Origin of the sequence: Lysinibacillus parviboronicapiens (genome assembly GCF_003049575.1) — a bacterium.
GTDB lineage: Bacteria > Bacillota > Bacilli > Bacillales_A > Planococcaceae > Lysinibacillus > Lysinibacillus parviboronicapiens.
Genome location: NZ_PYWI01000033.1, coordinates 13,097 through 39,713, shown reverse-complemented (window position 1 = coordinate 39,713; position 26,617 = coordinate 13,097). Strand labels below are relative to the sequence as shown.

General features: G+C 37.5%; 28 protein-coding genes. 5 read left to right on the top strand and 23 right to left on the bottom strand.

What is annotated here, in order from left to right; all coding sequences use genetic code 11:
- Nucleotides 1-282: 282 nt before the first annotated feature.
- The 9 genes from C9J35_RS19850 to C9J35_RS19805 all read right to left on the bottom strand — a co-directional run bounded on the left by C9J35_RS19850 (nt 283) and on the right by C9J35_RS19805 (nt 9,374).
- The gene (locus tag C9J35_RS19850; protein ID WP_107926190.1) at nt 283-468 is read right to left on the bottom strand and encodes a hypothetical protein; all 186 of its coding nucleotides are present in this window, start codon (nt 466-468) and stop codon (nt 283-285) included.
- 173 nt (nt 469-641) lie between these two features.
- Entirely contained in the window at nt 642-1,034 is a 393-nt protein-coding gene (locus tag C9J35_RS19845) for a topoisomerase (protein ID WP_107926188.1), read from the bottom strand.
- 1,132 nt (nt 1,035-2,166) lie between these two features.
- Nucleotides 2,167-3,312 (bottom strand): DUF418 domain-containing protein, encoded by a 1,146-nt coding sequence (locus C9J35_RS19835; protein ID WP_107926186.1) that lies wholly within the window; start codon nt 3,310-3,312, stop codon nt 2,167-2,169.
- 363 nt (nt 3,313-3,675) lie between these two features.
- Nucleotides 3,676-4,896, bottom strand: coding sequence for an alpha/beta hydrolase (locus C9J35_RS19830; protein ID WP_107926184.1), 1,221 nt, complete (start codon nt 4,894-4,896; stop codon nt 3,676-3,678).
- Between the two features lie 367 nt (nt 4,897-5,263).
- Nucleotides 5,264-5,674, bottom strand: a complete 411-nt coding sequence (locus C9J35_RS19825; protein ID WP_054768552.1) for a hypothetical protein — start codon at nt 5,672-5,674, stop codon at nt 5,264-5,266.
- Nucleotides 5,675-5,907: 233 nt separating this feature from the next.
- A complete protein-coding gene (locus C9J35_RS19820) occupies nt 5,908-6,672 on the bottom strand; it encodes a hypothetical protein (RefSeq protein ID WP_107926182.1) in 765 nt (254 codons plus the stop codon).
- A gap of 148 nt (nt 6,673-6,820) precedes the next feature.
- The gene (locus C9J35_RS19815; RefSeq protein WP_054768555.1) at nt 6,821-7,384 is read right to left on the bottom strand and encodes a hypothetical protein; all 564 of its coding nucleotides are present in this window, start codon (nt 7,382-7,384) and stop codon (nt 6,821-6,823) included.
- A 315-nt stretch (nt 7,385-7,699) separates the two neighbouring features.
- Entirely contained in the window at nt 7,700-8,329 is a 630-nt protein-coding gene (locus C9J35_RS19810; protein WP_107926180.1) for a type 1 glutamine amidotransferase family protein, read from the bottom strand.
- Nucleotides 8,330-8,411: 82 nt separating this feature from the next.
- Nucleotides 8,412-9,374, bottom strand: coding sequence for a helix-turn-helix transcriptional regulator (locus C9J35_RS19805; protein ID WP_107926177.1), 963 nt, complete (start codon nt 9,372-9,374; stop codon nt 8,412-8,414).
- Between the two features lie 309 nt (nt 9,375-9,683).
- Between C9J35_RS19805 and C9J35_RS19800 the strand changes: the two genes are divergently transcribed.
- On the top strand, nt 9,684-10,010 hold the full coding sequence (locus C9J35_RS19800; RefSeq protein ID WP_054768556.1) for a BRCT domain-containing protein: 327 nt from the start codon (nt 9,684-9,686) through the stop codon (nt 10,008-10,010).
- A 250-nt stretch (nt 10,011-10,260) separates the two neighbouring features.
- Here C9J35_RS19800 and C9J35_RS19795 read toward each other — a convergent pair whose 3' ends face one another.
- Together C9J35_RS19795 and C9J35_RS19790 are read right to left on the bottom strand one after the other, a co-directional pair.
- A complete protein-coding gene (locus C9J35_RS19795; RefSeq protein WP_107926175.1) occupies nt 10,261-10,695 on the bottom strand; it encodes a WapI family immunity protein in 435 nt (144 codons plus the stop codon).
- Nucleotides 10,696-10,909: 214 nt separating this feature from the next.
- A complete protein-coding gene (locus C9J35_RS19790; protein WP_054768558.1) occupies nt 10,910-11,920 on the bottom strand; it encodes an alpha/beta fold hydrolase in 1,011 nt (336 codons plus the stop codon).
- 134 nt (nt 11,921-12,054) lie between these two features.
- On the opposite strand from C9J35_RS19790, the gene C9J35_RS19785 reads away from it, so the two are divergent.
- The gene (locus tag C9J35_RS19785) at nt 12,055-12,948 is read left to right on the top strand and encodes a LysR family transcriptional regulator (protein ID WP_107926173.1); all 894 of its coding nucleotides are present in this window, start codon (nt 12,055-12,057) and stop codon (nt 12,946-12,948) included.
- Nucleotides 12,949-13,272: 324 nt separating this feature from the next.
- Here C9J35_RS19785 and C9J35_RS19780 read toward each other — a convergent pair whose 3' ends face one another.
- The 10 genes from C9J35_RS19780 to C9J35_RS19735 all read right to left on the bottom strand — a co-directional run bounded on the left by C9J35_RS19780 (nt 13,273) and on the right by C9J35_RS19735 (nt 22,351).
- Nucleotides 13,273-13,617, bottom strand: a complete 345-nt coding sequence (locus C9J35_RS19780; RefSeq protein WP_107926171.1) for a hypothetical protein — start codon at nt 13,615-13,617, stop codon at nt 13,273-13,275.
- 68 nt (nt 13,618-13,685) lie between these two features.
- Nucleotides 13,686-13,934, bottom strand: a complete 249-nt coding sequence (locus C9J35_RS19775; protein WP_054768560.1) for a hypothetical protein — start codon at nt 13,932-13,934, stop codon at nt 13,686-13,688.
- Between the two features lie 878 nt (nt 13,935-14,812).
- Entirely contained in the window at nt 14,813-15,508 is a 696-nt protein-coding gene (locus C9J35_RS19770; RefSeq protein WP_107926169.1) for a hypothetical protein, read from the bottom strand.
- A gap of 61 nt (nt 15,509-15,569) precedes the next feature.
- A complete protein-coding gene (locus C9J35_RS19765) occupies nt 15,570-16,049 on the bottom strand; it encodes a hypothetical protein (RefSeq protein ID WP_107926167.1) in 480 nt (159 codons plus the stop codon).
- Nucleotides 16,050-16,794: 745 nt separating this feature from the next.
- Complete coding sequence (locus C9J35_RS19760) at nt 16,795-17,979, bottom strand: thiolase family protein (protein WP_107926165.1); 1,185 nt, start codon at nt 17,977-17,979, stop codon at nt 16,795-16,797.
- 15 nt (nt 17,980-17,994) lie between these two features.
- Nucleotides 17,995-18,741: a 3-hydroxybutyrate dehydrogenase gene (locus C9J35_RS19755; protein ID WP_054768563.1), complete on the bottom strand. Its 747-nt coding sequence runs from the start codon at nt 18,739-18,741 to the stop codon at nt 17,995-17,997.
- Entirely contained in the window at nt 18,734-19,690 is a 957-nt protein-coding gene (locus C9J35_RS19750; RefSeq protein ID WP_107926163.1) for a 3-hydroxyacyl-CoA dehydrogenase family protein, read from the bottom strand. Before C9J35_RS19750 ends, C9J35_RS19755 begins: the two co-directional genes overlap by 8 nt.
- A gap of 19 nt (nt 19,691-19,709) precedes the next feature.
- Nucleotides 19,710-21,020: a GntP family permease gene (locus tag C9J35_RS19745; RefSeq protein ID WP_107926161.1), complete on the bottom strand. Its 1,311-nt coding sequence runs from the start codon at nt 21,018-21,020 to the stop codon at nt 19,710-19,712.
- Between the two features lie 16 nt (nt 21,021-21,036).
- Nucleotides 21,037-21,681: a 3-oxoacid CoA-transferase subunit B gene (locus C9J35_RS19740; RefSeq protein WP_107926159.1), complete on the bottom strand. Its 645-nt coding sequence runs from the start codon at nt 21,679-21,681 to the stop codon at nt 21,037-21,039.
- The gene (locus tag C9J35_RS19735; RefSeq protein ID WP_054768568.1) at nt 21,665-22,351 is read right to left on the bottom strand and encodes a CoA transferase subunit A; all 687 of its coding nucleotides are present in this window, start codon (nt 22,349-22,351) and stop codon (nt 21,665-21,667) included. Before C9J35_RS19735 ends, C9J35_RS19740 begins: the two co-directional genes overlap by 17 nt.
- Nucleotides 22,352-22,456: 105 nt before the next feature.
- On the opposite strand from C9J35_RS19735, the gene C9J35_RS19730 reads away from it, so the two are divergent.
- Nucleotides 22,457-23,056: a TetR/AcrR family transcriptional regulator gene (locus tag C9J35_RS19730; protein ID WP_107926158.1), complete on the top strand. Its 600-nt coding sequence runs from the start codon at nt 22,457-22,459 to the stop codon at nt 23,054-23,056.
- Nucleotides 23,057-23,635: 579 nt separating this feature from the next.
- Here the strand turns inward: C9J35_RS19730 and C9J35_RS19720 are convergent.
- Nucleotides 23,636-23,953 (bottom strand): thioredoxin family protein, encoded by a 318-nt coding sequence (locus C9J35_RS19720; RefSeq protein WP_107926154.1) that lies wholly within the window; start codon nt 23,951-23,953, stop codon nt 23,636-23,638.
- A gap of 241 nt (nt 23,954-24,194) precedes the next feature.
- Here C9J35_RS19720 and cysK point away from each other — a divergent pair, with 241 nt between their 5' ends.
- Nucleotides 24,195-25,130 (top strand): cysteine synthase A, encoded by a 936-nt coding sequence (gene cysK, locus C9J35_RS19715; RefSeq protein WP_107926152.1) that lies wholly within the window; start codon nt 24,195-24,197, stop codon nt 25,128-25,130.
- 201 nt (nt 25,131-25,331) lie between these two features.
- On the top strand, nt 25,332-25,748 hold the full coding sequence (locus C9J35_RS19710; RefSeq protein ID WP_107926200.1) for a ribosomal maturation YjgA family protein: 417 nt from the start codon (nt 25,332-25,334) through the stop codon (nt 25,746-25,748).
- A gap of 151 nt (nt 25,749-25,899) precedes the next feature.
- On the opposite strand, the gene C9J35_RS19705 is transcribed toward C9J35_RS19710, so the two are convergent.
- Nucleotides 25,900-26,532, bottom strand: a complete 633-nt coding sequence (locus tag C9J35_RS19705; protein WP_107926150.1) for an NAD(P)-dependent oxidoreductase — start codon at nt 26,530-26,532, stop codon at nt 25,900-25,902.
- Nucleotides 26,533-26,617 lie beyond the last annotated feature (85 nt).

Here is a 26,617-nt window from a genome sequence, read left to right as displayed (position 1 = left end):
TCAGTAACTTGATTAATTTTATTATTCCATTTAAAATGCATAAAGGAGTCCTCCTTGTTTGATGATGGGTCAATGGTCGTTGACACTCATGCATCATACTAGAGGGCTCCTTTTCTTTCAAGACCTCGAACATCCTTCAAACAGGAATGCTGCTCCATTAGTTCGATAAAGAACCCCGTTACTGTAAGTACATTCCTTCACAATCTAACAAATAAAACTACATAATCTAAGCGGAGATAATTAAATCGTTTGATTTCGAAAGGAGAATAGTTCTAATAATCCCTATAATAATGATACTGATAAAAGAATCGAAAATGTTAAGCAAATACTCCATAGGGAACCCAGTATTTTTTGATTTTTAATATCTCTATTTTGTTTTAGTTTTTCTAATAGCTGAACTAAATTGATAAACCATAAAAAAGAAAATAACAACGGTAAAAAATAATAAAATAAAAATAATTCAGTCATTCCATATCCTCCTTCAAACTGCCCTTAGTTTAACTAACCTGCTGTTGCTTATTTAGTTTTCAAAAAGAAAAAGCTAACCTAAAGGCAGCCTTGTTCTGCTAATGCACCCGTTTGTTTAAGTACATTTTTTCACAATCTTATAAAGTTGATTGTATCCTTTAAGAATTTCTTCGTTAGTATTTCTCAATTTCTATTGTTATATTTTCTTCGCTAATTGTTACGTTTTCTGTTTCAGAAACTTTCTTTATAGAATCTTCAACTATTTGTTGAATCATCGTATTATCAACTTTTACATTCTTCGGGAAACTCACTGATACAGACATTTCTTTAAAATTACCACCTAACGATATTGCCATTGACTCACTATCAAGTTCCGTTTGTTCTGTAATAGATACTATTATGTCATTATGTAATTCTGATAAAAAATTTGATTCTGGTGATAAATTCGCATCATTTTCCCCGTTTTTCGGAGCATCTATTACTTCCACTTCCGGCTCTCCATTACACCCAACTAACAAAATTGAACTAACTATAATTCCTGAAATTATAGCTACTTTTTTAAACAACTCTAATTCCCCCTTTCAAAAATACAATAATTCTCCATACCTATGTTTGACGGTATATATTAGTAAAGGTTCCAATTTAAAACATAATCTTGTGCAACTAACCTGCGCCGTTACTTTAAGTGTAATCCTTCACAATCTGAAATGCATTATATATAAATATGTGATTACTTTCTTCAATAATATGGCCCTATTCGAAATTCATTAACTGTATTTCTAAAGGATTGAGTTGTCCGACTTCAGTAAATTTTTCCTCAAAAATAGCAGGAGTATCGTTCGCTTTTGCATTTACTGTTCCATAATACAACCCCAAAATTAATATACTAAATAAAACCAATAGAAGAGGTTTACTTTTACCCAATTTCATCACCTTAAATTATATTTAGGTTAAGTTTATCCTGTTCAGTTACAATCATTCCTTCTTAAACTAAGCTGCTCCGTTAGTTTAAGAAGAACAGCGATGCTTATTCAACAATCGTGCCCTATTATTGAAGATCATAAAATATTAATGGTGACGACTGCATACATACGTTGGAATGAAGTAAACTATATTATAAAAAGCACAAATGATTTTGTGCTTGATTAGTTTGACTCTTCAATAAGAGTTGGTTAATTTCAGAATATAAGGTAGGAATTATTACGAAAAGAAGGAGAGATACGATGTTCGATCAAGTTGCGTATTTTATTTTACAGGCCCTGTTAATTCTAACGGTTTTGGTTGTTATGGTTGGAATCGCTCTTGGGGATACACTGATTAAAAAAAAATAAGACTGCATCCAATGGATGCAGTTTTTTGATGTTACATCTTACTTCGTTTCTATAATAGACCATTCCAAAAGGTTCAAGAGGCTCAAAACCAAATGCTTCTCTTGGTTCATACCCCATATCTTTAAGCCAACTAACTGATTTTTTGTATCCCTCCAACGAGATTTGAAAAGCTATATGTCTGATTGAAGGATGATATTGAATTTCTATTTATCGGTTTTCCATAATCACAACCACTTTTATCTTTTTCAATCCACAAAAAAGCTAATTTATCCTCAACACAGTGGTCAAACTCTAAACCAAGATTTGTATAAAATTCAATAGATTTTTAGGTTACTTTTAGCAACACGGCTTCACCCGATACACAATATTAATCCACTTTCCGAGGATTTTTTAAATAAACGAACCACCTTAAAATTGTTTCTACTGGACCGAGTGAAAAGCGCTTTAAATATAGTTGACTTGCTTTTAACTGAATGCCATAAATGATGACCGATAAAAGGATGCCAACAAATACACCCAATGTTCCAAACAACCCAAAACCGTAACCATAAAAAATAAGCGTACAAATGAACGATTGCATTAAATAGTTTGTGAGCGATAGTTTACCGATTGGGGCAAAATAATCGTTCATTTGCGTTTGATAGCGGCTAAATAACCATGCAAATAAGGCAATATAACCAATCGCTAACACAAATGTCCCTGCCGAATAAATAAATAAGCTGTACGGCGTGTCAAAAATAATAATCCCCTTTAGCAATAGTCCGACTGGTACGAACAGCGCCACTTTTTTATATGTCCGAGTGCTATTTTCTAGCTGTAAAAATGCACCCCTTTTCGCCATGCCCATTCCGAATAATACAAATGGACCTACTGCAAGAAAGCTTATCGCAACATATAAAAGCCAGCCAATTGGTAGGACGAATAATAGTGTAAAGCCACCCTCTACAATAAAGTCACCTAATCGTTGCGTAAATATTTCTGCATATGTACCGTCCTGATAAATCTGGATTTCCGCTGCCGTTAAAGGTTTCACGAGCTGTATAAAACTGCTGCCAAAAAGGGTTCCCACTCCAAGGATTGCTGTTAAAATGAAGCCCCACACAAAATACGTTTTCACACGGCGCTTTAAGAAGAATAATAATAAAATGAAAAGAGTCGAGCCATATGTTAATAATACGTCGCCTTCCCACACAAGCGCAATATGCATCGCCCCTAGTACGGACAAGCCGACTGCCCGCCGAAACACAATATTTTTGTACTGTAACCCCGAAGCCTCTCGTGATGCCATCATTTTTATCAAAACATACCCAAATACAAAACCAAAAATCGGATAAAATGACCCTTCTACAACAATTTTCACAAAATAATAACTTACTTTATTAAGCCCGCTCGCCGATTCAATAATCTCTACTCCTGATGCACCAAATTGGAAATGAAGCATATTTGCTATTAAAATTCCGATTAGCGAAAAACCCCTCAATGCGTCCATCAGTTCCACACGTTCTACCTTCAATCACTCACCTACTTTTTCGTATTAATTACTATACGCAAGTAACAAAGAATAGTTTCATGATATTGTAAAAAATGGTTTTTTAAACAAAACAATTGCCGGGTACCCATTCATACACTTAGTCCCTTTCGCAATCCCTACTTCTATCTCCTTGCAGAAGAAAAAAGAGCTGTCTAAACAGCTCAACAATCTTCCATGAAAACCCCGTTAGCTTCATAAAGGGGAACATACAAATTAGGTATACTGTATTCACCATTTGAAACATTAAAGCGCGCTGCTTTCATTTTTGTCTGATCTTTGTTCCAGCTACTACTAAAAGTAAGTTAATATCGTTGTCTGCATTTTTTCTAAGCATAAAATTATAACCTAATTACTTTTTATAAAAAAAGTTGGTGCAGAGTCTACATTTTTTAACCATAGTTGTTCTAGACCATCTATACTATCTTTCACCCAAACATCTCCTTGTTTTTCTTTTTCAGATGTTCGATACCAAGTAATAGTTGAATCAACCACTTGAGGTGTATTATCTATGTTATTGTTCTTTGGAAATGTAAGTTGCTTTTGTTCTGCTGTTTCAAGATTAATTATATAGAGCGCTGTAAACATAGTTGGAACAGGTCCCACTTTCCACTCTTTGTTTTCTTTTGCCCGAGCAACAATTATTTCATCTGGAGAAAGCCATTCCAAATCTAGATCTACATACCCTTTAGGTGTGTAGTCCTTTTGTTTATTCAATGTAGGGATCTCGGTAACGGCTGTATTTTTGTTTACAACGAAAAATCTTCCTTCACCCGATATGAAGGCTAGTTGATTTTTTGTAGGAGCCCACTTTATCCAATTTTCATATCCAAGCATTTTTCCTATCACCTGAAAGTGATCTCCAGCTGATGAAATGACAGATAGTGTATTGCTATCATTGGACCAAGCCGTAGTAGGTGTTAATAGAAAGCTCACCCAGCTTCCATCTGGGCTCCACTTAAAATAATTTGCATCAATGGCAAATAAGTCATTTGTATTTGTTTGAATGGTGTAAAAAAGCTTTATTTTATTCGAATCAATATTAGCATCTACGGGCACTTTAAAAAGACGAACTGGTTCCCATCCAGTAGGAAGCAAATTAGATTGAGATGAAACGATAAACTCTTTTCCATTAGGAAACCATTCAAAATCACTAACACCTAGAGATACATTTTCAAAACCTTCGGGTCGCCCATTTTTGGTTTTTGTCACATTTAGGACACCGCGTGAAATGCAAGCCAGTTGATTGGATGTTGGCGACCATTTAATGTCACTTGTTTCGATTGCTGGATACGGCTGATAGCTTTCCTTTTTCTGCAAATCATACACATACAAATACGTTTTTTCACCAATCTCGTCGCCTGCTAAATAGGCAATAAACTGACCATCTTTTGACCACTGTGGTGAGGATACAACCCGACCTGTCGTAAGCTGTATTTCTTTATCGCCCTCTTTCATCCAAAGCTGATGATCTCGTATAAAAGCAGCTTTAAGTGGAACTTCAGCACAAGCACCTGTTGAAAAATGAAGACTAACAAATAGTATTAATAATAAAATCCTTACTGCCATACATCACACCCCTTTATGATAGGGTGTCCTTACGAAAGACATAAATTCGTTCATCAAACATAACAAATGCTGGTACCTTTAATGACAAACAAAATCTTTTGTCCAAGAATGTTTGCAACGCCAATGTTATGCTATTTTGTGTTCCATCATAAATAATCGTTAATTTTTCACTGCGCTCATCTCCATTAACCTGCTCTTGGTTTAATAATTCCTCATATAATATTCATTTGGATAACTTATTTTATGTATCAGTCCAGCCAATTAGATACCTACATAAGTAAAACCACCCTTCATGGGGTGGTCTGCTTTTTTAGGTATATTCAATAAAGGGTCTTCGTTCTTTCATGTGCCACCCTTTTTTTCTGTGTTAATTTCTGTTTAAAATAATAACTTCAGAATTGCCGTTCCATTCTATTTTTGCTTTTATTTGTTCATCTTCTTCAATCATTGCCTGACAACTTTTATTGTTTGTTGGGGGTCCGGTGCACTCACTATTACCAGAAATAACATTTTTACCTCGATGCTTGAATCTTTCTTGTTTGCTTCCAAATTCAAACCATGAACTCTCTATGTTATAGCCAAGCATTGATGGTGCAGGATCTTTTCCGATATATTCAATTGAATAATCTGCCCATTCTCTTTCTTTACTTATTTCAGTCTCGTACTTAACAATCCAGTTGGTACTTTTTCCATAAAAATCATATTCTTTCCCACCACCTGAACAAGCACTTAACATCAAGCCTATCATCATTAGCACTACTATTGGATACGGTTTCACAATGCTCCTCCTAAATAAAATGGTGTATCTATGGTTTATTAATATATTTTCCTGTCATTTTAAAACTAATCAGCATCGTACGTACAGTAAGTTCAACAATAAGAATAACGAAAACCCTTCTTCTTAAATCATCTCCTATACTTGGATAATTTATAGTTTGTTAGACAATTTCTTCTTGAACTAATTAGAACCATAAAGTTGTTTCTGTAAATCATAGCTCCTAAATTATATAACTACTCTTTCAATTCATTTTTCGCTTCATCTACAAATGACCAATACATTTGATAAAATTCTTTCTCTTTCATCGATTCTGCTGGTGTTAGACCATAATGCCAATTTCCATTAACACTTGCTAGTAATGTATGTCCTCCGACCATTACATCATAGTCATACCCACCTAAAGAATTCATTGTTGGACGAACAATTCCACCACCTGATAGTGACAGGGATTTATTTGTTGCTGTTGGTATGTTATCCATTTTATTTAAATAATCCACAAGTGATGGGTCTCCCACGGGTGTCATGTGATTTTCAGATTCATGTTTTTTGATTGCCTTCATCGCCTGTTGATGCAATGCTTTTCGATCGGGAGATACCGGTGAAATATACTGGGCCAGTAATTTTTCAATTTGCAGATTAATCGCTGTGCTTTCATCACCATTTCTTCGTGCCGACTTTGCAGCTAATGCCGTTCTTCTAGCTACTTCTCTCATTTGGTTTATTAACTCATCCTGTGGGGGAACGTTCATACCTTTTGTCGGGATCACATCCCAATTAGGTGTATTTAAACCATTTAGGCGCGATGAAACTGGATTTATCGTAGATGTCTTACCGACTTCATTTGCTGAATAGTTCCACAATGACGTGGCAGTCTCTGCGCTTTTTCCGGTAAATTCATAGGTGTCCGTTAAAAGAGATTGCTTGTCTTTTTTCTCGTGATGATGATTCGTTGTGTATACAGATTTAGATTGTAGTTGTGATAAAGTAGTGATTTTCATAATTTATGCCACCGCCTTATAATAAGTATCATGAATTGTTCTAAAAAAATGGCTGTCGATAGATAGCAGTTGAAGCATTCAGAAATAACGTAATTAGGCATATATGTACATGATTTATAAGTTGTAACATAGTGCAGTTTTTAAAAAATTATTTATATTCCACTATCATTTTTCCGCCTAAAACCGTGAATCCATCCATGCCTGTATGCTGCATAAGAATAGTTCCTTCTAGTTGGACGAACCACTTAATATTCGCCTTTTTATCCTTAAAGGCTGTTGTTTTACTGGTAGATGTTGGGCTATCCGTTTTCTGAAATTTCACAGCAACTGGTGAACCACTGCCATTACTAATCAGATAGTTGTCTATCGATGTATATTTTGACTGTGTGACTGTTGTATTCGTTGGACAGTAAATAGTGATGCTGACTACTGTTGCATCATCAGGAATTACTTTGGTTAAATCAATGTATTGTCCGATAGATTTAATTTTACCGGTCTGCCCTGTTGAAGTAGCGAAATCCTTAGATAGGATACTTGTTGTAGACGGATTAGTTGCATATAACGATGTATCTAAAACATCCGCTAAAGGTACCTCAATACTTTTTACTTCTTCCGTATCATCTGTTGGTATGTTTTCTGTGGCAAAAGTTGCAGGATTCCCTATAGTCAACATCATTGCCGCCGTTAGTCCTGAGTATATAAGCTTTTTCAAATTCAAAACCACCTTATAAAATTTGTTTTAAATGAAGAAAACCTTAAAACTGCACTATGAATACTTATCATACCATAAAATAACATATTTTATATAAATAAACATAATTTTACATATATTAATGTTTTTCACTTTATAAAAATACAATATTTTAAGCGTCAACTTTTAAACGTTATGTTGAAATATTCATTATACAAAATACTAAACATTGGTATAAAAACCAATATAATACCGGATTATGGACAACTTTTTTCTAATCTATTTCTTCCATAAATCAACCCATCGTACTCCATGGCATCTTGCTTTATTAATCGGCTATTTAACAGCATTCATTAACTCGAAGAAGTATTTTGATTCTTGCGTCCTATAAAGATTGAACCATGCATGGTATGCCTCTGGTGCAAAGACATCTAGCACCTTCAATACATGCATCGCAAATTCCAACGGCGCTATTCCGGACGCAGTCACTAAATTGCCATCAGTAACTGCTGGTTCCGTTTCATAATATTTTTCTCCCCTATAATGAGGACAAACCATTTTCAAATAATCTAGATTGTTGCTTGTATGCCTTCTTGCGTCTAGCAAGCCCCTGTTGGCAAGCCCCACTGTTGCACCACAAATCGCTGCAACAACAGTACCTTCTAATAAAGCTTGACAAGCTTTTTTCAAAATAGGTTCATGCATTGCTTCTGTCCACGTATTTCCGCCTGGGAGCACTAAAACATCCGTACTTTTCAATATGCATTCATCAATCGAAATACTAGGTAGTATATTCACTCCGCCCATTGTAGTAATAGGGTTTTTATCTACGCCTACTGTTACCACCCCTAAAGGTGCTAAATCTTTTTTAAAATATCTTCCCGAGTTTAGTTCAGCAATTAAGTAACCTACCTCCCAGTCTGCCATCGTATCAAATACATAAAGATACACTTGTTTTCTATGCATACTACACACTCCTTTTGTCATTCATTCGTCGATATACCCCATTATAAAAAAACTTTACTGACATCCTTCGTCAGTAAAGTTTTTAAACTTGATAATAATGCACTAAATCATGAAGAACTTCAATAATTGTTTGCTTCAAACTGCTTGGCTCCAGTACTTGAATAGATTTGCCATAAGGTAACAGTAAATAAGGTACATATGTATGAATCGCTTCTTCTTCCAGAAGAAATATCACTTTATTTGCAGTCCGCTCTTTAATGTGATGTCCTAAAAACCAATGCTGGCATAAGCTATCTAGCGCACTTGCCTTACCATCAACGACTAAAGGCATAAGCCCTTTTTTATCTGCTACTGCTGGCAGTAAGCTTTTCATAAAAAATTCACCTGCCGAAAAAAACGTTGGTCGCTGGAAGGTAATGGCTGTTTGATTAATACTAATAATGCGTTCCACTTTAAAACTGCGCAGTTCATTCCTTAGATGACAAAATGCTATGACATACCAGTTATTATTCCAATAAACAAGACCATATGGATCAACAATCCTACGTGTGGCTTGCTCTTCATGACTTGTCTGATATTCAATATCTACTGATGATTCGTGTACGATAGCTTGCTCCAATTTCTTCAAAACCGGCTCTACAGTTGATTTTGCCATTGGACTTAATACTGTAAGACCTTGTAAATGTTGCTGAATCAGTCTTTCCTGCTGTTGAGTTGCATACATTTTTAGCTTTGATGTTGCGCTATCTAATGCCTCTCCTAAATAATAGCCCGCTTCTTGTGCAAAAGCAGCCGCATGCAGTAATGCCGTTTGCTCTTCCACTTCAAAAAGAAGAGGACTTTCAATAAAATTATGCAACAGGGTATAGCCCCCATTATGACCTGAGTCAGCGATAATCGGTACACCACTGGCCGAAAGTGCATCGATATAACGGTAAACAGTCCTGATATTCATCTCTAACTTTTCAGCTATTTGCTGGGCAGTTATTTTCCTGCCTGAATGCAACATCCATAAAATCGTCATCATGTTGTCAATTTTAGCCATAAGATTTCACCTCATACTTCCAATCTATCTGAACGTCTACCATCACAATAACTGCATCTGCTTAAACACATGTAGTTCAATGTTGAAAGTCTATGTTAACATATTAACGATAAACTTTATTTCTTTAGGGTATGTTATTCAGTTAGATACATTATTTTTAAAAAATAAATTCATCGATTATTGTATTTGAATATTGAAATACAGGACGATCAATAATTTCTGAGAGATAATTGTACGAAAACGAGTATGACAAAAAAATAACGTGTGATGGTATTCATCAATCTTTCTATACAATTAAGGAGAAGCACCATGAACAAACAGACAGACAACACAGAAATCATTTTCCTTTGTGAGCCATCGGAATGCCTGATACATCCATTTAATCAAAAACAAATTGTCTTTACAGGGGCCCTTTCCACGATGACACGTTCACAGGCTGCAAAGCATGTACAAGCTTTTGGAGGCATTATGCAAGGTGCTGTTACACAGGACACAGATTTCCTAATTCTTGGAGATAAACGACGTGGTATAAGTACGAAACAAGTAAAAGCTGAGCACTTCATTAGCCACGGCCTGGACATTCAAATTATTCCAGAAGCTGATTTTATGTGGCTCATTTCTATGCACAAAGAATAGCCGTGTATAGATTTAATTACTATATAGTTATGAACTAGGATGCTGTAACAAATTTAGCCCAATTAAAACCTTATAAACTTTTATGTTTAACTAACTAAATAATTTAAAAAGCATAGGCAAAGCATTTAAAATCCTCTTGTAATTGCTTTCCTATCCACCAAGCTAATTCACCATCCGATTCACCTTCATCACTGGATTATTATTCGCATAACTATAGCCATTCAATGTTAAAGGATTCATTGTATCCCGACTATGGCTTTCCGATTACAGGGAAAACAGTTAATATATCATCTAATTCTTTTATTAACCTTTTCAAATATGATTGATCAGATTTAAATTCAAACTTTAACACAGCTCCATAACCCGCAGGATAACAAGTCTCACCTGACCACATTATTTGACCAGAATAGTTCATTTTACATTCGAAATGAATGGTACTCTCTAAATTTTTTAGGATGGCTTTTCCCTGTAAGCTACTACTCATTAATTCTAGTTCATCCACAAAATCTCTTACATCATCTGTTCTTAAATCCGCATAAAATTGAACCAAATAACCAGGGATTTCAACGTTTATTTTTGAATCAATCCAATTAACATCCCAATAATCAGCACTATTAGGATACTTTCTTGATAATACCTCCATCACTACTCTTTCATTATCTTCACCCAATAAATGAAAGTTCATTTAATCACCTCGAATATGTATAAATTTTTTAAACATTGTTGCACCGATAGTTGAAGAAAGCCGCTGTCTCAAGTACAACTGTTTTCTTCAACTATTGCATCCCGTTACTTAAGTATCGTTACTTCTTAAAAAGCCATAGATGATGAGCATTAAACCGACTATGAGAAACAATGGTACATAAAAATTGCTGAAAAAAGTATTTACTACTTTATCTTCATTCGAGCATGAAGCGCTTGAGCCGTTCATCTATCCATTCCGAATCCTGTTCATGCTGTCCGATACCCGCGCAATGTCCCCACTTGGATTCAATCGGGAGGAAAATGGCGTTTGGCATGTGTTGGGTTTCATACGCATTGTCTTGCGGAGGGAAGAACAGGTCTGTGCTTCCAGGCATGACTAGCGCCTTCGCTGTAATACTGCTTAATGCAAGCTCGAAGTTACCTTTATAAATTGAGTTTGCGCTAATATCTCCGGTGATGCCGGTGCGTAGCATGGTAATCAGGTTATTGGCGTCAAAACTGAAAAACACTTGATCCCAGTAATCTACGAGATATTCTTCCAAGGTGTTGTAGCCCTCTTGTTGGTAAAGCTGCTCCAGATAATAAGCCTGAGAGAAGCCCCAAGCCGCATATACCCGCCCCATGGCCGCCAATCCAGCTTTCGGCTGCTCGTTGTAATAACCATCCTGCCAGGCAGCATCAGCTTGAAGCGCGGCAATCATTCCCTCGAATACAACCTTTGCATGAGGACGGGTTTTAGCGGTTCCACCGAATGGAGCGATGCGCTCGACCATATCGGGATAACTTGCCCCCCACTGAAAGGTCTGAACAGCACCAAGTGACCAACCGACAACAAGTGCGATTTTTGTAATGCCAAATTTCTCCGTCACCAGTTGATGCTGGAGTCGCACATTATCATAAATAGAAACGTGTGGAAAGTGTGCTTGCTGATAAGGCGGTGGTGTATTGCTTGGTGAAGAGGACAGCCCGTTTCCCAGCATATTAGGGACAATGATAAAATACTTTTCTGGGTCTAGTGCCTTACCAGGTCCAATCAACCATTCATTATCAGTATGTAGTCCTGCAAACCAAGTAGGATAAACGACCACATTGTTTTTGGCCGCATTCAACGTACCGTAAGTTTTATATGCCAGTATCGCATTCAGAAGAGTATCACCGGATTGCAGTGCTACATCCCCTAGTTCATACAGTTCATTATCTTTCATAACAACATCTCCTCTCTATCATCAAAGACTTATTGTCTTTCTTGTCATAACTTTACGAGGATGTTATTGTTAAGTCAAAGAAACGTTTATGAACAAAACGTTCATTTTTTTTGAATATAAGGAGGTTTTGCAGGATGGAATTGCGTCAACTCAAAACGTTTCATACCCTTGCTACCACACTCAACTTTACCCGCGCAGCGGAAGTGCAGAACTACGTTCCCTCAACAGTTACGATGCAGATGAAATCATTGGAGGATGAACTTGGCGTCAAGCTAGTGGACCGACTTGGAAAAAAGGTGGCTTTGACCGATGCGGGCAGAAGTTTTCTGGGCTATGTGGATCACATCTTGTGTGAGCTGGAAGAAGCGCAGTATGCTGTGAAGCAATCTGGCGAAATGACCGGTACACTGACCATAAGTGCGGATGAAACCTTGTGTACATACCGACTTCCGGCTGTACTACGCCGATTTCGTTTGCGTTATCCGGGGGTTCGATTGATGTTTCGCCCGCTCAGTTCGCCGAATCTGAAGCAAAGCTTGCGCGAAGGGAGTGCGGACATTATTTTTATGCTCGATGAGATGAAAGGAGAGACAGGAATCTGCGGGGAAAAGGTGCGTGACGAGCTTTTTTATTTATTAGTCGCACCAGAGCATCCGTTAGCTTCACAGACCGACTTAACGATTGAGGATTTTAATGGTGAAACGTTCCTGCTAACGGAGCAGGGCTGCTCCTATCGGATGTTTTTTGAACGAAGCCTTTCGCAAAAAGCCATGGGCAACATTACGGAATTGGAATTTAACAGTGCAGAGGCCATTAAGGAATGTGCCAAAATAGGGATGGGCATCGCCATCTTGCCTGAAATGGCCGTAGCGGCAGAGCTGAATCGTGGTGAGTTGGTTCTACTGCCGTGGGATTTAACAGCCGTCTCCTTTGCTTCCCAAATGTTTTGGCATGAAGAGAAATGGATGTCCCCCGCCATTGAAGCCTTTTTGGACTTAACCCGAGAGACCTTCTTGATTCAGTCGTAAAGGAAAAACTGAATGTCCGGACGTCAATGACGTGAAAAAGTTGTGCACCACGAGAAAAAAGCTACGGTACTAGCACAATTCTTATAACTAGTCATAAATGAAAAGACAGATGATGTTGCAACGTAAAATCTTGAAATATAAAGTGAAACTGCAATCAGCGGAATTTTCTTCAGCCCCGCTGATTGTTAGTTGAACCAATCGTGCTATTACCGTCAGTAAATTGACTATCGTGTTTACTCCGTTCTCCTCTTTCTACTTGAGATGCCTTCTTACTAGCCGAGTACCGTCGCTATCATTTTCATTATTAGAGCCCCATAAAGGAAGTTAAAAAACATTTATGTAAATTACGATTGTTAATACAACAAGTATTAACATACTGCTGATTTTGCTTTTCTTCCACGTGGTTAACATTGACAAGATTCCGCCTAAAATCATTAACGTAACACCGATTATTTGCATGATGCTTACGGCAAATAACGTTCCTACATGCGTAAGAAAATACCCTATTACGATAAATCCAATTGTAACAATAAAATGACGGGACCTAAAAGTATACATGGCTGATTTTCTATCATCCGTATTCATGTTTAAATAACCTCTAACCACCATAAAAGTTGGCATGCCCCAAACAATGACAAAAATCACTAGGGACATAGTATCAATCCTCAATAGTCTCACCCCTATTCAGTGTAAATAATTATCCAGTAAAGCTCCGTCCATTTCGCAACTTCTTTCTATCAGAAAATACTATCAATCGTTATCAAATCCCAAACTTCCTTGATTAGTTTACCTTCAAGATTTACTTTTCGTAGTAAATCTTCAACATCTTCTCCTATGATTTCACTTGCTGAATCATAGAACTTCCAAAACATATACCGACCTGTTCCACGACCTATATAGTAATTTTCCCTTTTATAATTGAAATGTATCTCTCTACCCATATGTAAATCTCCAAGAAACTCTTCATATTTGTAATCATTCATCATTAAATTCCCCCTTCGTTCAACAAAAAGAGCGTTGACCCTTTCTTGAATCAACGCCCCCGTGAGTTAAATAGTATTTGATGCTTCGGCTTCCATTGTAAATTTTTGTCTGTAGAAAATTTTTATCGTTGCTTTCCCAAACAAAAATCCAAGTATACCTCCGAAAATTTTAAGTAGTAGCATGTAGCCAATTTCCATCTCAAAGCCGTGGCACAACTAATCCAAACCGCTAAAAAGAAGTCGGGAAATTTCGATTGCTACACAACTGAAAATAACCATAGTAATTACGTTCTTTACCTTATGTAATTTGAACAGAGCTACTACATACATGCCCAGGGGGATGAATAGAAATACGTTATAAAATACAGCCAAAGACCCCTCAACCTGAAGGGACAATATTATAAAGAATGTATATGTTGAATACTTAATTGGCGACTCCTCTATTTAGTAATCATTATTCATTTTACTTATTTTAACAAAATAAGTAAACTTCTATTCTTCCACTACCCTGCGTTCAATAACTTAATGCATCGGTTACTTTATCCTTTGTGCCCCTTCGGAATACCTGATGACACGAAGTGGATACGCCCAAATCCACAGCAACATTTTAATGGTACCTGTGATTATGTATTCCATATTCCCTATCAGTCAGCCACAGCTATGATCTTATTGTTTTACAATTCCAGTGATTTCAGAGCTTGAAGAGCATCAGACAAAATTCCCAATAATATGCTTTCTAACGTGTTTTTCAAGGGTATATTTGTCCGTTAATTTAATTTATTCCATATTAATACCCCCTTCTTATTTGAATAATAGGAAGGGGGTAAGACTTGTTATACTATTCGCGGATTTTATTTAAAAGACAGTCAGCATTTAAAGAACTATTTGTAAACAGCGAAACATACACCGATTGGCTTACTCGCATAGCCGCTTCCTTTTAAAGTATCCCAACCAATAATTGGATCATTCCAAATTTCAAAATTTTTAACTAAATAAATGGGGTATGCCTTAATGTTATACGTTTTTCCAGCTGGCACTGCAATCGTATAGTCATCAGTAACCGTAAAATTCTTTGTCACAGTAAAACCTACTGCCGAACTTACTACCTGAGCATCTACTTCAAAATTAGTTGACCATTGAGCAGTGACACCTTCCGAAATAGACATTTTTGCAGTTGATGGTCCCTGATAATAACTTGAGCGAATTAGTTCTTGTCCACAAGCTTCTCCTGTATGAGTGATTTTTAAATATAGCGCGCGAGGAGCTATAGCTGGCGGTTCTTGTTCTTGTGCTGTATAAGCATACGCAAGACTAACTAACTGTTCACCGTCTTGTTCTAACGGAATATTTAATTCCTCCGCAGCTTTAGCTAAATCTTTCACTTCATAAACGATATTGCCAGAATCGGATTTAATAATTTCTGATTGCTGCTTTTCATAATCTGAGAAATCAGCTACACAGGGCTTAAAACTTTCAACTTCAGTTGTACTGGCATGTGCATTCGTAAGACCAAAGCTACCTAGTACTAAGGACAGTAAAGCAATTGATGCAAAAAATTTACTTGTAATTTTCTTCATTAAATTACCACCTTTCCTATTTATGTTAAATTTTAGCATATATTCTATCTTTAATAAAGCCCTAATTTAAATTTATTCGTTCTTCTTTCTTATTCCCTTGTTGATCATTCCACTTTATAATCATATAAATATCACTAAGATCATTTATTGAAATATAGTCACCATTTTTAGAAGGAAGTTCATTCCCTTCTATTGACCCCATTTTTTTAGTAGCAATATTTACTTGCTCACCGGACGACTGGTGTTTTTGCATTACTTCATCTTTATTATTTATTGTTGCGTGGACTTCAAATGAAAAAAAGTCAGAGGAATATTCTGTTGTATTTTTCATAGTTAATATCCCATTCCCAAATTTAGAGGAATTAGGCGTTAATTCGATTTCATACCCGCTCAGTTCCCAAGTTTTACTTTCTCCCATAAACACATTAAATAAATTGCCTTTAGGAACCTGTACATTGTCATTTTGATTATGGCAACCAAAAAGAACAGTTGTGAAGATGAACAGTAAGATTCCGATTTTAAACCTTCTCTTATTAAACACGTGAAAACCTCCTAATAAAACCTAAGTTATAATAATGAATGTACCCTTTTCTAATAAAGGTAGTCACATATCCATGAAATTATAACATTTATGTAATATATAGGTATAAATGGTATTAATTACTTATTAAAATTTCAAAAGTAAAATCTAGCGATAACAGTGAATCCCCTATACTGCTTATTTTATCTTTTTATCAAAGCCTGAAGCATTCATGCATGTAGTTAGTTTTACACCTGTATGCATAGTTGTCAGAGAAAATAAAATGATTAAAGAGGCTGGGACAAAACTTTAAATTTTAAGAAAGAGCAGCAAATGTATTATTAAATTTTTGTTATCTAAAATGAAGAAAAATTTAGAAAAGAGCACTAGTTGATGGTAGCGAAGGCGGCGACTCCTGGGGGATTAGCGTGACGACTGAGGCTACAGGCTCAGACCACGCCCCCGGAAAGCGTCCGCCGTAGTGGACATCAATGTTCACAGCAAAAAAGTGTTAGATCGACATCAGTCAATCTAACACTTTTTCTCTTTTGTCCCAGTCTCTTTTAAATGATTTACTATTAATAATAAAATTCTATCAAATGAAGAAATACTACTACTTTTGCGTTTGCTCACAATTCGCTCACGACTTTAAGTGATTAGCAATCATGTATGTGTATAGTTGCCACACCATTCATTCACAGTAAAGCTAAAAAAGTTCTCCTGCTACTAAGCATTGCTAGATAACCCTAAGCCATGTAAATCCACACTACAACGCTGGATTTTCTAGTAACATAGCAATCCCTTGTCCGCCACCGATGCATAAGCTCGCTATGCCGTATTGAACGCCTCGTTTTTGCATCTCTAATGCCAGCGAGTAAGTAATACGCGCACCACTTGCCCCAACTGGATGCCCCAGTGCTACTGCCCCGCCATTGACATTCACTTTTTCTTGATTAATGCCTAATTCCTTTAAAACGGCTAATGACTGTGCTGCGAATGCTTCATTGAGTTCAAATAAACCGATATCCTCTACTGTTAAATTTACTTTTTTCAATACTTTACGAATCGCTGGAGCTGGACCAATTCCCATGATCGTTGGATCGACACCTGCCGTTGCAGAAGCGACGATTTTTGCTAATGGCTGTAACTGATGCTCCTGTAAGAAAGCTTCTGATACAAGGACAATTGCTGCGGCGCCGTCATTAATACCACTCGCGTTCCCCGCTGATACCGATCCATCTTTTTTAAATGCTGGTTTTAGTTTTGCTAGGGCTTCCATCGAAATTTCTTCGCGGATATGCTCATCCTCCGTTATTTCCACCATACCTTTACGTGTTTTCACCAATACTGGTGCAATTTCCTCGGCAAAACGGCCAGAACGACGAGCCTCAGCTGCCCGTTTATGTGAATTGTAGGAGAATTCATCCTGTTGTTCGCGTGATATTGCGTATTTCTCCGCTAAGTTTTCAGCTGTCATCCCCATACCACAGCCTGCAACCTCATCGTATAAAGTCGCCCACAACATATCTTCTACCACTGGTGCTTGATTGGGTGATCCAAAGCGTGTACCACGTAATACTTGAGGTGCTTGGCTCATATTTTCTGTCCCCCCCGCAATTACTGCTTGCACATTGCCCAGTTCAATTTCCTGTGCAGCGGAGACAATCGCTTGTAAGCCCGAGCCACATAGACGGTTTACTGTAAGAGCTGTACTTTCTTGCGATAACCCACTTTTTAAGCCGATGTGACGCGCTAAGTATGATGAGGCACTTGTTGTTTGTATGACATTACCAAAGACGATTTCTTCAATCTGAGTTGCTTCCACCCCTGAACGCTGTAATGCTTCTTTAACAACGACAACACCAAGATCAATATCAGTTGTATTCGCAAAGGCACCCCCAAAAGTACCAAATGCCGTTCTACTACCATTTACAATATATGTCGACATGATTCAATCCCCCTTTTTTTACATACCACCTGAAACATTCAGTGCTTCGCCAGTAATACCCGTTGCATGCTTCGAAGAAATGAAATAGACAATGTCTGCAATTTCTTCAGCTGTAATAAAACGTTGCATCGCTTGCTTCGGATACACAATTTCATTTAATGCCTCGGCTTCTGACATGCCTCTGCTCTCTTCCAGATCATTTAATTGTTTCACAAGTAAAGGTGTTTTTACCGGACCTGGTAGAACGGCATTTACCGTAATTCCATGCGCTGCCCCTTCAAGTGCTGCTACACGTGTTAAACCAATGACACCGTGCTTTGCTGCAACATATGCCACTTTTTCAGGTGTTGCCAGTTCACCATGAACCGATGAAATATTGACGATACGCCCATGTTGTTGCTTTTTCATATAGGGGAACACGTATTTCGTCATTAAGAATGGCCCTTTTAACATGACATTTTGTAGTAAATCCCACTGATCTTCTGGAAAATCTTCAATTTTAGCACGATATTGCAGCCCAGCATTATTGACAAGCACATGAAGTTCGTGTTTTTCACAAATACTATTTATAACATGTTGGACAGAAATTGTATTCGAAACATCTAACGCAATCGCCTCTACCTTCCCTGGATATAAATCTGCCACTGCCTGAGCTGCTTCTATCTTTAAATCTGCGGCAAATACATAATCTCCTTGTGCAACAAATTTCTCCACCATCGCTGCGCCTAAACCGCCGCCTGCACCTGTCACTAAAATATTACGCATGCTCCATCCCCCTTTGAATTTTATGAAATGTTTTTAGCTGTTGAATCAATGAACGATCTCGCTCGATTACGTATTCATCTAAGCCTTTTCCCGGATAGTCAAAGAAACCTTTAGAAGATTTGACGCCTAGATTGCCTTGTTCGGTTTTATCATGAATCACGTTAAACGAACGAACTTTCGATTCAACCACTGGTTGTAATTGATCCAATACGATGCCCCAAATATCCAGTCCGCCAAAATCCATAATCTTCAGTAAACCACTCGACGCAAATCGGAAGCCTGGACCTGCGAATATAGCACTTTCTAAATCCTGCTCTGACACCACGCCGTCTTCTAACAAAGCTAAGGCTTCTCGCGCTAATGCTACCTGAATACGATTGACAACTAGACCTGGCACTTCACGGCGAACTTCAATCGTCACTTTGCCCATTTTTTTCATAAATGCATCCACTTCATCGTATGTTTCTTGCTTTGTATCAGGACCCTTAAGCAGCTCCACAAGTGGTACAATATGCGCTGGATTAAAAAAATGTGTGAGCATCACTTTATCCTTACGCTTATCAAGATGACGTACAATTTCTGAAAGTTTTAAACTTGACGTATTTGAGGCTAAAATTGTATGTGCAGCGCAAACCTCATCCAGTTGTTTGAAGATTTTCTGCTTGAGCGCAAGATTTTCTGTTGCAGACTCAATGACCAAATCACACTCAGCGAGCTTTTCAATATTTGTAGTGCATGTTAAGCGTGCTATAATTGTTTCATCTACATCTTCAAATACTGTCCCCTCCTCTCTGAAAATCTTCAAGTAGGTTTTCAGTTTTTCGCGCGCTAATTGTAGAGATTCTTCGTTAATATCCTGTAAAATAACAGGCATTCCGTTCGTGATAAATTGAAATGCAATGCCAAACCCCATTGTTCCTGAACCAATAACCCCAATTTTTCGAATCATCTAGCTTCCCCCTAAATAGTTAGTATAATAAAACGGCTGCGATTAGCATTGGAATACTTGCAATTAATGGTGCAATCACAGAAACCGCAAAGATATGCTTGTAAGCATCTTTATGTGTTAACTTTGAAGCTACTAAAATCGTAATAACGGCACCATTATGTGGTAGTGAATCTAGACCACCCGACGCAATAGCCGCTACCCTATGCATCGCATCTGGATTTAATCCCATTTTCAGATAAGTAGATGATAGCGCTTCCATTGCAATCCCAAGTCCACCACTTGAAGACCCCGTGATTCCTGCAAGTGCCGTTGTGGCTAAGAACAGTGAAATCAGTGGACTGCCCGGAATTTGCGCCATCGCTTCATTGAAGATACCGAAACCTGTTGTAATCGCAATGACCGAGCCATAACCAACGTCAGCACTCGTATTGATAATTGGCAGTACCGCCGATACAGCCCCTTCGTTCAGTGTATTTTTCTTGATTTCAATATACTTCCAGAACAATACGGTCGCTAATACTACAACGCCCATCAACGTGTAAATGATTTCAACCTTAAAGATATTTAGGGCAAGCAACAAAGCAACTGGCGGAATTAAACTTACAATCGCATTTGGTAATGCACGCCCCTCGTAGATATCCTTGATGCCTTCTGTGCCATCTTTATCTGGGTTTGTCATACCTGCATACGTTTCCTTGCGTTGTTCTGAACGTTTTAACGCAAACTTCATGTACCATAAGTTAATCGCAATGACGAACACCGCTGCGATAATCCCAAGTAATGGAGCCGCTGTAACGGTTGTCCCAAGATACTTTGTTGGGATAATGTTCTGTACAGAAGGAGTTCCTGGTAACATCGTCATTGTAAAGGTCCCAATCCCTGTAAAAAATGAGGCCATGAATAGATGCCACGGAATATCTAACTCTTTGAATAACGGTTTCGCGATTGGTAATACTGCGAAAATAACGACGAATAGACTTATACCACCATACGTTAAGAACGCACAGATAACCATAATCGCAACTAACACTTTATATTTACTATCTTTTCCGATAATTCGAAGTAAAAGATTGGCGATTTGACGAGCCGCACCACTATCATCCATAAGCTTACCAAACATCGCTGCAAATAAAAAAATAAGGAAATAATTTCGAACATAGCCGATAAACCCTGTCATATATGTTTCTTGGTACGTCTCTAAAACTGGAAATCCATTCGTCACCATGACGAATAAGCTTACGACAGGAGCGATGATGATAATACTAAATCCTCTTAGTGCTAATACGATTAATAGAATTAAAGAAATCGTAATCGTAATCAAACTCCACATACGCTTCCTCCTTCAATTAGATAGTTATTTTTCGTCTTAACGGTAAGCCAATGCGTGATTCTAATTCTTCAAATGTTAAATCACCATAAATATCCTTGATGAAAATCTCACCATCTTGGAATATAAAGTTCGCATACTCAGTCACAAATTGATGAACACGGCGTTCACCGCTAGAATCTAGCGTTAAGGATTCCACTAATTTAGACGAACCATCTTTTGTAAAAAGAGTACTTGCCACGATTACTTTTTTCGCTCCAGCGACCAAGTCCATCGCGCCACCGACACCTAAGATTGGTTGATTCGGCACAGACCAGTTCGCAATCTCACCATAACGGTCAACCTCCAGTGTTCCTAGAACGGCGACATCAACGTGTTTCCCTCGAATCATTGCAAACGAGAAAGCGCTATCAAAAAATGATGCTTCGGGTGTTATTGTCACAGGAGCTTTGCTGGCATCGATTAAATCTATGTCCTGTTCATGGTCATTCGGTGGTGGGCCCATGCCGATTAAGCCATTTTCAGTTTGTAAATAAATCTTTTTATCTTCAAGATATTTCGAAACAAGCGTTGGAATTCCTACACCTAGATTTACTACATCGCCGTCTTTTAGCTCACCTGCAATACGCTTTGCAATTATTTCTCGACTATTTGGCTTCAACATAGGTCCCCCCTTGTTTGATGTATTTACTTTCAATTACGTAATCTACAAAGATGTGTGGTGTGACAATTTCTTCAGGGCTTAGCTCCCCAATTTCAACGATTTCATCCACTTCCACAATGACTACTTCAGCGGCAGTGGCCATTATCGGGTTAAAGTTTCTTGCAGTCGTGTGATACACCAGATTGCCTGCTTTATCGGCTTTCGCTGCTTTAATGAGGGCGATATCCCCTTTGATGGCTTTCTCAAATAAATAACGAACGCCATCAATTTCACGCACTTCTTTTCCTTCTGCTAGTCGTGTCCCGACAGCAGTTGGTGTATAAAAACCACCAATGCCAGCACCCCCACAGCGAATTGCCTCTGCTAAAGTTCCCTGTGGTATTAAATCAATTTTTAATTGCCCCATTGACCAAGCCATAATAGCTTCTTTGTTAATCGTGAAAAACGATCCAATGGCTTTATCGATTTTTCCTGCCTCGAACACTTTATGGAGCCCTTTCCCGTCATCCCCAAGATTATTGCTGACAACCTCATAATTTCCTGTGTCAAACTGCGCAACAGCATCTAACAAAGTTAACGGTGTACCTGAAATGCCAAAACCCCCGACTAACAAACGCATAGAATCTTTAAACAAAGGTGCTAGTTCTTCCGCCTTTCTCAGCTTTTCCATTTTTATCACCCCACCTCATTAGACTAGACTACAGTCTAATGATATAATGAGGTTAGGTTATAGTCAAATATTTCTGAATATTTTTTCATTAAGGAGCACAGACTAATGGATTTAGAAAATAAAACAACAAAAGGTCTTCAAACACAACTTCATATCATGACCGTAGCACTCGATTTATTTAAAACCCTAGGTTACGATAACGTTTCGGTGGATCGAATTGTCAAGGAGAGTAAAACATCCAAGGGGTCTTTTTATCAACATTTCCCTTCTAAATCAAGTATTTTCATGATGCGTTTTATGGAAATGGATGAAAAATATCTTCATATCTACGAGGAAATAAAGCAACAAAACACTTTAGCAATAGAACGATTGGAAGCCTTCTGTCTTGCTGTATTTCGTTGTATTGAAAAAGAGATGGGCAAGGATTTAATGCGTGTCATTTACTCCGCAGCCATCATTAGTAATGAGCATACTTTTTTCACAAATGAGAACCGTAAACTGTATGTAATTCTGCGCCAAATCATTGAAGAAGGAAAAGAAGATAGTTCCATTCGAAACGTTGAGTCCACGAAGGTGTTTTTTCAGATGATTGTCCAATGCTTGATGGGAGCCATTTATTACTGGGGATTACAACTAGATGATGTAACATTGGAAGAATTAGGGAAACCACTTGTCACACAACTCATGACAAGCCTCCGTTTATAAATGGTACTTTACAACGGATTGAAAGCTAAAATGCACGCACTAGAGTTTTTTTTAAAACTGCGCTAAATTCAGCTTGGCGAAAATTTCCACCGAGTTGCACAGCCCTGTTAAGAACGAGCAATAGCGAAGTTACCCTCGATACCATAGTGATTTTAACACATCTTACGTTGAGAGTAGCTTCGCTTTCTATAGTGGTTTGGTTTGGCATGACGTGATAAGTAGTCGTTGAAACGACCATCTACTGTCATGCGGTGATGCCCTATTAGAAAAGGCTCGCCATGATAAAAATTCTTGATAGCGAGCCGTTTTCTTGTTTAGCTGCTCTTTATGTTTGGTTATTTTAGGCATAACAATAACTATAGAAGCCACTATCATCAAAACACGATATACTTGTGACTCCATCTTAACCACCGCCTATGCTAGCCTTTTCTTTACTATTGTTGAAACGATTATAAGAAGGGCATCTCCGACATACTCAACATGCAAAAATAGGCAACTCCTAACAAATTGATATTTCCTTTTTGGGGAGTTTTTTCAGTGCTCGCTAGCATATACGCCGAGATTAGATTTCTAAGTAAATTATGCTTTTAATCCATCCATAAAAGCTTCGATTTCTTGTTGTGTTTTGCGGTCCTTACTAACAAATCTGCCAACTTCATACCCTCTATCGTAAGCAAGAAAGCTTGGAATACCATAGACATCTAATTCGATACATAGATCGATGAATTGATCGCGGTCGATTTTAACAAAACGATAATTAGCATAATTTTCTTCTATTGCAGGTAGTATAGGCTCAATGACACGACAATCTACACACCAATCTGCTGAAAAAACAAATATCGTATGTTCACCCTTTTTTAGTTCTTCAAATTGTTCAATCGATTGTAAATTTTCCATTTAAAAATCTCCTTATTAAACTGTTTTTTTCTAATAATAGCATATTCGCATAATGTTATTTTATATTTCAAGTAAGTATTTAATCTTGATACTATAGAATTGAATTTATGAAATCCCATTAAATAGATATAATTTTCGAACAATTATGTTCTAATACCTTGTAAACAAGTAAGAATAGTTTTATCCTTATTTGAAAGAGATGTAATTAAGTTAAGTAAAATAATAAATTGGAAGTGATTAGATGAAAAATATATTATATAAATCTATTTTAGATTTGGTTGGCAATACGCCAATCGTTCGATTACATCAACTTGTAGACGAAAGGTGTGCAGAAGTCCTTGTTAAATTGGAGTATTTTAATCCAAGTGGTAGCGTAAAAGACCGCGCAGCCTATTCTTTAATACAAGAAGCTGAGCGTCAAGGATTAATCAAAAAAGGCGCTACGATTATTGAGCCCACTAGTGGTAACACAGGTATTGGGCTAGCAATGAATGCTGCTGCTAAAGGATATAAAGCAATTTTTGTTATGCCTGATAATATGACGCAAGAACGAATATCCCTATTAAAAGCCTATGGTGCACAAGTTATTTTGACTCCTGCTATCGAAAAAATGCCGGGGGCTGTAAAAAAAGCGCTTGCATTACATAGCCAAATAGAAAACAGCTTTGTTCCGCAACAGTTCGAAAATCCAGCAAATCCAGCAATTCATCGAATTACAACTGCGCCAGAAATTCTAAAACAAACAGCGGGTAGATTAGATGTCTTTGTTGCTACTGCTGGAACAGGCGGTACAATTACCGGAACGGGTGAGGTATTAAAAGAAAAATTGCCGAATCTAGAAGTGATTGTTGTTGAGCCAAAGGGTTCTCCGGTACTCTCAGGCGGGCAACCAGGCCAACATAAACTCGTAGGCACAAGTCCAGGATTCATTCCCCCCATTTTAAATACGGATGTTTATGATGAGATTGTACAAGTAACAGATGAAAATGCATTGCAAACAACGCGTGATTTAGCAAGATTGGAAGGGATTTTAGTGGGGCCTTCTTCAGGGGCAGCAGTATGGACAGCGATTCAAAAAGCGCGCAAGTTAGGTCCTGGTAAACGAGTTCTTTGTATAGCGCCTGATAATGGAGAGCGTTACTTAAGTATGGAAGGGTTATTTGGCGTTTCTCAATAAATTAGCGGTTTTTTTCTACTTTTGCGAGGTAGATTATTGCTTATATATGATGTTGTCGAACGCCTTCACTCGACAGCAAGCGTTTTTTCTATGGAATTTATGAAAAGTTAAGGCCTGCTAATCACTAGGTTCGTTTTTTTTAGATAATGGAAGAAATGAATACGATCAACATACAACGAAAGAGTGATTGTATTGAAGACCGTGCATAAATCTATCAATTCAAAATACCGAAATTTACAAATAGCTTATGTAATAGCGATTGTTAGTACTATTTTCTTAGGCCTAGCCTCCAGAAAATGGGGTCTGCTGCTTCCGCCATTTGTAGCACACAATGCTGGAGACGTACTATGGGCTATGATGGTCTATGTTGGATTTCGTTTTTTGCTCGTGCGGAAGAGCACTTACACAGCCATTTGGCTCAGCTTTGTATTTAGCTTCGGCATTGAATGGAGTCAGTTGTATCAGCAAGACTGGATAAATGAGATTCGCGTCACGTCGCTCGGTGCGCTAATTCTAGGCAAAGGTTTTCTTGCAGTGGATTTGATTCGCTATACTGCCGGGATCATAATCGCTACTGTCTTAGATAAAGTTGCACTTCACTTCACTCTTCGCAGATAAATAAAGCATTAATTGTCATTATACAATTCAATGAAGCAACTAATTTAAATTATAACTTTACTAACTAGCGCTCCTTTTGAAACAGTATAAAAATTAATTTATAGTGGTCTTAATCAAACAAAAGCACCTTGTTTATGAAAGAGCATTCGTATTAATTTGAGATAAACGGTGCTTTGTGTACATACTTTAGATTTTCAATTTGGTTAATGATAAAAGTCGCAATATCTCGATTAGTTATCTTTGTACCTGGCATATCTGTAAGATTTTCTTTTATGACTCCTATTTCTGCACCATCAACTATAAATGGGAGCCGTATGAGTGTCCATTTAATTCGTTTATTATGATTAAGAATTTGCCATTCTTTTTTCTTATCTAACATCATAGTAGGAAAGAAGATTTTAAACACCTTTGCCCCAACTTTATTTGAAATGCTCTTTATATCCCCATCAATCGTTAGAGAACCACCTGTAACACCAATATAACGGTCTATTTGTAAATCTGCCATTATTCCAAGTATATTTTCAGTCACACTGCTATAAATAGCTTTCTCTTTGAGTGGTTGACCAAATGTATTAATAACTATTTGACAATCCTTTAGTAGTGTTCGAATATCCTCTAAATTGTGTAGATTGCCTTCCACAATCTCAATCCTATCGTCTTTTAAAGTTACCCTTTCTGGATTTCTAACAAGCATACGAACTTGATACCCATTCTCTAGCGCTCTAGAAGCAATATGGCGTCCTACCTTCCCTGTCCCACCGAATAAAGCTATCTTATAAGCCATACTATACCTCCAAATAAACATAATAATATGTATACGGTTAAATTCCCTTTTAGATTCAAATACTCCGTTCTGCTACGTAAGTAAA